Source organism: Streptomyces sp. NPDC056948, from assembly GCF_042674225.1.
GTDB classification, from domain to species: Bacteria; Actinomycetota; Actinomycetes; order Streptomycetales; family Streptomycetaceae; genus Streptomyces; species Streptomyces purpurascens.
Genome location: NZ_JBHUQX010000298.1, coordinates 5,514 through 11,909 on the forward strand (window position 1 = coordinate 5,514; position 6,396 = coordinate 11,909).

Here is a 6,396-nt window from a genome sequence, read left to right on the forward strand (position 1 = left end):
GGCGGTGTGCCGCCGTCCTTGGGCGTGTCCGGCCCTGGCGGGGTGGCACCGTCCTCGCCCGTGCCCGGCGTTGGCGGTGTGTCGCTGTCCCGAGCGGTGCCCGATCCCGGCGGTGTGCCGCTGCACGCGGTCGTGTCGTGTCCGGGCGGTGTGCCGCCGTCCTTGGGCGTGTCCGGCCCTGGCGGGGTGGCACCGTCCTCGCCCGTGCCCGGCGTTGGCGGTGTGTCGCTGTCCCGAGCCGTTCCCGATCCCGGCGGTGTGCCGCTGCCCTCGCCCGTGCCGTGCCGTGGCGGTGTGCCGCCGTCCTTGGGAGTGCTCGACCCCGGCGGTGCGCCACTGTCCCCGCCCGTGCCGTGTCCTTGCGGCGTGCCGCCGTCGCTGGGCGTGCGCAGCCCTGGCGGGGTGGCACCGTCCCCGCCCGTGCCGTGCCGTGGCGGTGTGCCGCCGTCCCCGCCCGTGCCCGGCCTTGGCGAGGTGGCACCGTTCCCGGCCGTGCTCGGCTTTGACGGTGTGCCGCTGCACGCGGTCGTGTCGTGTCCGGGCGGTGTGCCGCCGTCCCTGGCCGTGTCCGGCCCTGGCGGCGCGACGCTGCCCCTGGACGTTCCGTGTCCGGGCGGGGTGATGCCGTTCCCGCCCGTGCCCGGCCCCGGTGGGGTGGCGCCTCCAGCCGTGTTCGGCCCCGGCGGCGTTGACGCGCCCCCGGCCGGGGAGGCCGTAGCCGATTGGCCTGCCGGGCCCGGACCGGTCGCACTCCGAACCGAGGACGTTCTCGATGCCGTCGCCGGGCTCGTGGACAAGTCTGTGCTGTGCCGGGAGCCGGGGCCCGGTGGGGTGCGGTACCGGATGCTCGACACGCTGCGGCAGTACGGGCTCGAGCGGTTGCGGCGGACGGTCGGGGAGGAGGAGGCCGTGCGGAGGCGGCAGCGGGACCGGATGCTGCGGCGCGTCGAGGACTGCGAGCGCGGCTGGTTCGGGCCCGGGCAGCCGGAGACCGTCGCCCGGCTGCGCGCCGACCGGGACAACCTGCGCGCCGCCCTCGACTTCAGCCTGTCCACCCCGGGCGAGGAACGCGCCGGACTCAGGCTCGCCGGCACCCTCTGGTTCTACTGGCACGCCTGCGGCGCCCCCCGCGAGGGCCTGTACTGGCTCGACCGGGCCCTGGCCGCAAGCCCCGAACCGACCCGGGAACGGGCCCGCGGCCTCTGGGTCGCCGGGCTGCTGGCCGCCGCCACCCAGGACTTCCCCCGGGGCCACCGCCAGGCCACGGACGCCCTCGCCCTCGCCCGTGCCCTGGGCGACACCGCCGAGGCCGCCCACGCCGAGTACGTCATCGGCGTCATCCGGCTGTTCGGCGACGACCTGCCCGGCGCGCTCCGGCACTTCGAAACCACCGTCGCCCGCGGCCCCGTACCCGGCCAGCACCTGAGCCTCGTAGGCCTCGACCAGGTCGAACTCGCCTGCGCGCTCGGCTTCCTGGGCGAGGCCGACCGGGCCGTCGAGGTCTGCGAGCAGGCCCTGCGGCTGTGCGAGCGGCACGGCGAGCAGTGGGTACGGTCGTACGTGCTGCGCATCCTCGCCCTCGCGCACACCGTGCGCCGCGACTGGCCCCGGGCCGAGCGGCACGCCCGCGAGGCCCTGCGGCTCAAACACGCCGTCCACGACATCATCGGCATCGCCCTGACCCTCGACCTGCTCGCGTCGATCGCCGGCGAACGCGGCGCCCACCAGCACGCGGCCCTGCTGATGGGCGGCGCCGACCGCGTCTGGGCCGACATCGACACCGGCCGCTGGGGCGCGCACACCCTCAACTCCGTACGCCGGGACAGCGAGGAGCGGGCCTGCGGGGCCCTGGGACGGGACGCGTTCGAGCGGGCCCACCGGCGCGGCGGCGGCCTCGGCCTCGCCGAACTCGTCGGCCAGGCGCTCCAGGAGCCCGCCCGCCCGCGCCCCGGAGACTCCCCGGCCCCGCACGACGACACCACGGTCCGCCTGACCCGCCGAGAGTCCGAGGTCGCCCGGCTCGTCGCCGAGGGGCTCGCCAACCAGCAGATCGCCGACCGCCTGGTGATCGCCCGCCGCACCGCCGAAGGCCATGTGGAACGCATCCTCAGCAAGCTCGGCTTCAGCAACCGCAGCCAGATCGCCGCCTGGGTGACGGCGCGGCGCTGACCCTCCCGCACCGGACGACCCACCCACCTCCCGAGGGGAACACATGACGGTCCGACAGCCCTCCACACCCGCCCCGTTCGACCACCGCATGGCCGTCTTCGACTCCGACGACGACTTCGTGGCCGCCGCCCTGCCCTTCCTCGGCGAAGGCCTCGCCGCCCCCGGCGAACCACCGCCCGTGGCCATCGCCGACCCCCGCAACCTGGACCTGCTCCGGGACGCCCTCGGCGGTGACGCCAAGGACATCACCTGCATCCCGCACACCGACTGGTACACCGGCTCCGCCGCCAACGCCGTCGCCCGGGCCGCCGGCTACCTCGCCGCCCACGCCGGCCCGGGCGGCCGGATCCACCTCCTCATGGAGCCCGTGTGGAGCGGCCGCGCCGGCCGTTCGACCCGCGAGACCACCGAGTGGATCCGCTACGAGGCCCTCGCCAACCCCCTCTTCGCCCCCATGGCCACCACCGCCCTGTGCGCGTACGACACCCGCACCGCCGGGCCCGCCGTCGTCGCCGCGGCCCGCCGCACCCACCCCGACACGGAGGTGTACGAGGACCCGGTACGGCTCGCGGCCGAACTCGACGCCGTACCGCTGCCGCTGCCCCCGGTCGGCGCCGAGCGCCTCGCACAACCGCACGCGGCGGCCGTCCAGTCCTGGGCGGAGAACCGCGGACTGCCCCCGGCGGACGCCGAGCTCTTCGCCACGGCCGTCGCGGAGACGGCGGCAGCCCTGGCCCCCCTCGACGGCACCGCCCTGCTGTGGGGCGAGGCGCCCGCCTGCGTCTGCGAACTGCGCGCGGCCCGCCGGATCGACGACCCGCTCGCCGGCTTCGTCCCGCCACCGGCCACCGGCCAGGAACCCGGACCGGGCCTCTGGTACGCCCGCCAGGTGTGCGCGTACGTCGACATCCGCGACGACACCGAGGGAGCCACGGTCCGCCTCCAGTACGCGTGACGCCGCCACCGCACACCGCCCCCACCTGCACAAGCAGGTAGGGGATCGGGTAGTCCTCCCCCTGCGCCGGACCACCCCCGGGGATCACCCTGGACCCATGCTGCAACTCTCCGGGCGCCACCTCCCGGACCCCGACGCACGGTACGGTCCGTTCCCCCAGCCACCCCTGGGAGCGGGCCACCTGAGCGTCGAGTACGCGCCCCGGCCCTCCGCCGTCCGCGAGGCACGCGCGGAGGTCCGCAGGCAGTTGGAGGGCTGGGGGCTCGCGGAGCGCGGTGAGGTGGCGGACGTGGCCGAACTGCTCGTCGGCGAACTGGCCACCAACGCCCTGGTGCACGCCGAGAGCGGCTTCCGGCTGACCCTCTTCGCCGCGCACGGCGTACTGCGCTGCGAGGTCGCCGACGCGGAGCGCCGGGTACCGCGGGTGCTGGACGCGGGCACCGGGGAGAACGGCCGTGGGATGTTCCTGGTGGACGCGCTCGCCCAGCGCTGGGGCTGCCACCGGGACGGGCCGGGCAAGACCGTGTGGTTCGAGCTCGGCACGTGCGGGGCGGACGGCTGTGGTCGGCGACAGCCGTGACGCTCCGCTGGGTGGGCCATGGCGGTTTGTCGCAGCCGCCTTGGCCTGTTCCCGGGCCGCGGGTTCATCGTGGCTTGTCGCGCCCACGCGGCGGAGCCGCACATCGACACAGCCCCGCGCCCCTGAGAGGGCGGTTGTGCTCACGCCCCCTTGTCGGCCCGGCTCCTTTGATGTTTCTTGACCTGCATGGCGGATACCACGGGAAACACCACGGAGAACGAAGCCCAGCAGCCCCCTCAGTCCCGTAAGGCGAGTTGGAAGCACATCGGTCCGGGCATCGTCGTCGCGGCGACCGGGGTCGGCGCCGGTGACCTGGTCGCCACGCTCATCGCGGGCAGCAACTTCGGCTACACGCTCCTGTGGGCCGCGATCATCGGCTGCCTGGTGAAGATCTCACTCGCCGAGGCGGCGGGCCGCTGGCATCTGTCCACGGGGCGCACCCTGTTCGACGGCTGGGCGAGCCTCGGCCGCTGGACCACGTGGTTCTTCGCCGTGTACGTCGTCGTCTGGGGCTTCGTCTACGGCGCGGCGGCGATGTCGTCCAGCGCGCTGCCGCTGCAGGCGCTGTTCCCGGACGTGATGGACCTGAAGTGGTGGGGCATCGCCTGCGGTCTGGTCGGTCTGGTCTTCGTCTGGTTCAACAAGTACGCGGTGTTCGAGAAGGTCATGACGGTCCTGGTGGGCGTCATGTTCGTGGTGACGGTGTATCTGGCGATCCGCGTCACCCCGAACCTCCTCGACGCCTTCGCCGGTCTTCTTCCGGTGCTGCCCGACGAGAAGGACTCGATCCTCAACACCCTGGGCCTGATCGGCGGCGTCGGCGGCACGATCACGCTCGCGGCGTACGGCTACTGGGTCAACGCCAAGGGCTGGACCGACGCGGGCTGGATGAAGGTCATGCGCCTGGACAACCGCGTCGCCTACGCCACGACCGGCATCTTCGTGATCGCCATGCTCTTCGTCGGCGCGGAGATGCTCCACTCGGCGAACGTCGCGATCGCGAGCGGCGACAAGGGCCTGATCCAGCTCACCGACATCCTGGAGGACGAGTACGGCGGGGCCACGGCCAAGTTCTTCCTGATCGGCTTCTTCGCCACGTCCTTCACCTCGCTGATCGGCGTCTGGCACGGCGTCAGCCTGATGTTCGCCGACTTCGTGGCCCGGCTGTCGGGCAAGGAGGCCGTCAAGGGCGAGGAGGTCGCCTCCGGCAAGCGCGAACGCTCCTGGCCCTTCCGCGCCTACCTGCTCTGGCTCACCTTCCCGCCCATGGTCCTGCTCTTCCAGGGCCAGCCCTTCCGCCTGATCATCATCTACGGCGTCCTGGGCGCGGCCTTTATGCCCTTCCTGGCCCTGACACTGATCTGGCTCCTCAACTCCGCCCGCACCCCCCGCGAATGGCGCAACGGCCATCTGAGCAACGCCATGCTCGTCATCGCGGGCCTGCTGTTCCTGGTCCTGTGCGTGAAGCAGATCTGGGACCAGCCGTGGGGGGAGTTCTTCTAGGCAGGGAGAATCGACGGATGACCGAGCAGCCACTTCCACCACCCGGCCCCGGCTTCGGCCCGCCCCCGCCGCAGTACGCACCGGGGCCACCCCCGTACGCGCCCGCGCAGCCCTCCTACGCGCCCCCGCCCGCCCCGTACCCGCCCGCACCACCCCCGTACGCCCAGACCCCGCCCCAGCAACCGGCACCGGCCGGCCCGGACTTCCTCGCCGTCGACAAGCGCAACGCGGTCGTCGTCGACGCGAGCGGCGTCGCCTTCGAGTCGTCCGGCCAGACGATCGAGTTCCGCTGGCCCGAGATCCGCAGCGTCCACTACCGGGCGAGCCCCGACGGCAAGGCGCTGATGGTCTCGGTGGTCCACATGGACGGCAGGTTCTACGAGTGCGTGGTGGAGGCCAAGCCCAGGACGCGGCTCCAGGAGTGGTTCCCGCAGCTCGCCTGGGTCCTTGGCCACTACCGTCCGATGGGATGAGGCTGCCGGGTCCTACGGCAGCCCGTGCACATGCGGACCCACCGCGTTGGACCACGCGTTGCCCGCCGTCGCGTCCCAGTTGGTCGACCAGGTCATCGCGCCCCGCAGGTCGGGATACGTCCGCGAGGGCTTGAAGGACCCGCACCCCGTGCCCTTGGCCAGGCAGTCCAGGGCGTTGTTCACGACGGACGGCGACACATAGCCGCTCCCCGCGCCCCGGGTCGAGGCGGGCAGGCCGAGACCGACCTGGGACGGGGCCAGGCCGCCCTCAAGCTGGATGCAGGCCAGGGCGGTCAGGAAGTCCACCGAGCCCTGGCTGTAGACCTTGCCGTCGCAGCCCAGCATGGAACCGCTGTTGTAGTACTGCATGTTGACGACCGTGAGGATGTCCTTGATGTTCAGGGCGGTCTGGAAGTACGAGTTCGACGTCGACTGCATGTCGATGGTCTGCGGCGCCATCGTGATGATCAGCGACGAGCCCGCCTTCGCCGAGAGCGACCGCAGCGCCTGCGTCATGTAGGTCGCGTTGAGGCCGTTCTCCAGGTCGATGTCGACGCCGTCGAAGCCGTACGTCTGCATCAGGGAGTGCACCGAGTTCGCGAAGTTCGCCGCCGACGCCGCGTCGTTCACCGCCACCGTGCCGCGCTCGCCGCCGACCGAGACGATGACCTTCTTGCCGGCCGCCTGCTTGGCCCTGATGTCGGCCTTGAACTGGT

General features: G+C 72.9%; 6 protein-coding genes. 5 read left to right on the forward strand and 1 reads right to left on the reverse strand.

Going from position 1 to position 6,396, the window contains the following annotated elements:
* The first annotated feature begins 789 nt into the window (after nt 1-789).
* From ACFTZL_RS30990 to ACFTZL_RS31010, 5 genes are all read left to right on the forward strand, one after another.
* A complete protein-coding gene (locus ACFTZL_RS30990) occupies nt 790-2,169 on the forward strand; it encodes a LuxR C-terminal-related transcriptional regulator (RefSeq protein ID WP_382589249.1) in 1,380 nt (459 codons plus the stop codon).
* 43 nt (nt 2,170-2,212) lie between these two features.
* Nucleotides 2,213-3,124 carry an anti-sigma factor RsbA family regulatory protein gene (locus ACFTZL_RS30995; protein ID WP_382589252.1) on the forward strand — a complete coding sequence of 304 codons (912 nt, stop codon included), beginning with the start codon at nt 2,213-2,215 and terminating at the stop codon, nt 3,122-3,124.
* A gap of 97 nt (nt 3,125-3,221) precedes the next feature.
* On the forward strand, nt 3,222-3,704 hold the full coding sequence (locus ACFTZL_RS31000; RefSeq protein WP_382589255.1) for an ATP-binding protein: 483 nt from the start codon (nt 3,222-3,224) through the stop codon (nt 3,702-3,704).
* 186 nt (nt 3,705-3,890) lie between these two features.
* Nucleotides 3,891-5,207: an Nramp family divalent metal transporter gene (locus tag ACFTZL_RS31005; RefSeq protein ID WP_382589258.1), complete on the forward strand. Its 1,317-nt coding sequence runs from the start codon at nt 3,891-3,893 to the stop codon at nt 5,205-5,207.
* A gap of 17 nt (nt 5,208-5,224) precedes the next feature.
* Nucleotides 5,225-5,680, forward strand: a complete 456-nt coding sequence (locus ACFTZL_RS31010; RefSeq protein ID WP_382589261.1) for a hypothetical protein — start codon at nt 5,225-5,227, stop codon at nt 5,678-5,680.
* Between the two features lie 12 nt (nt 5,681-5,692).
* Here ACFTZL_RS31010 and ACFTZL_RS31015 read toward each other — a convergent pair.
* Nucleotides 5,693-6,396, reverse strand: a 704-nt coding sequence (locus ACFTZL_RS31015) for a glycosyl hydrolase family 18 protein (protein WP_382589264.1), incomplete at its 5' end; no start/stop codon positions are given.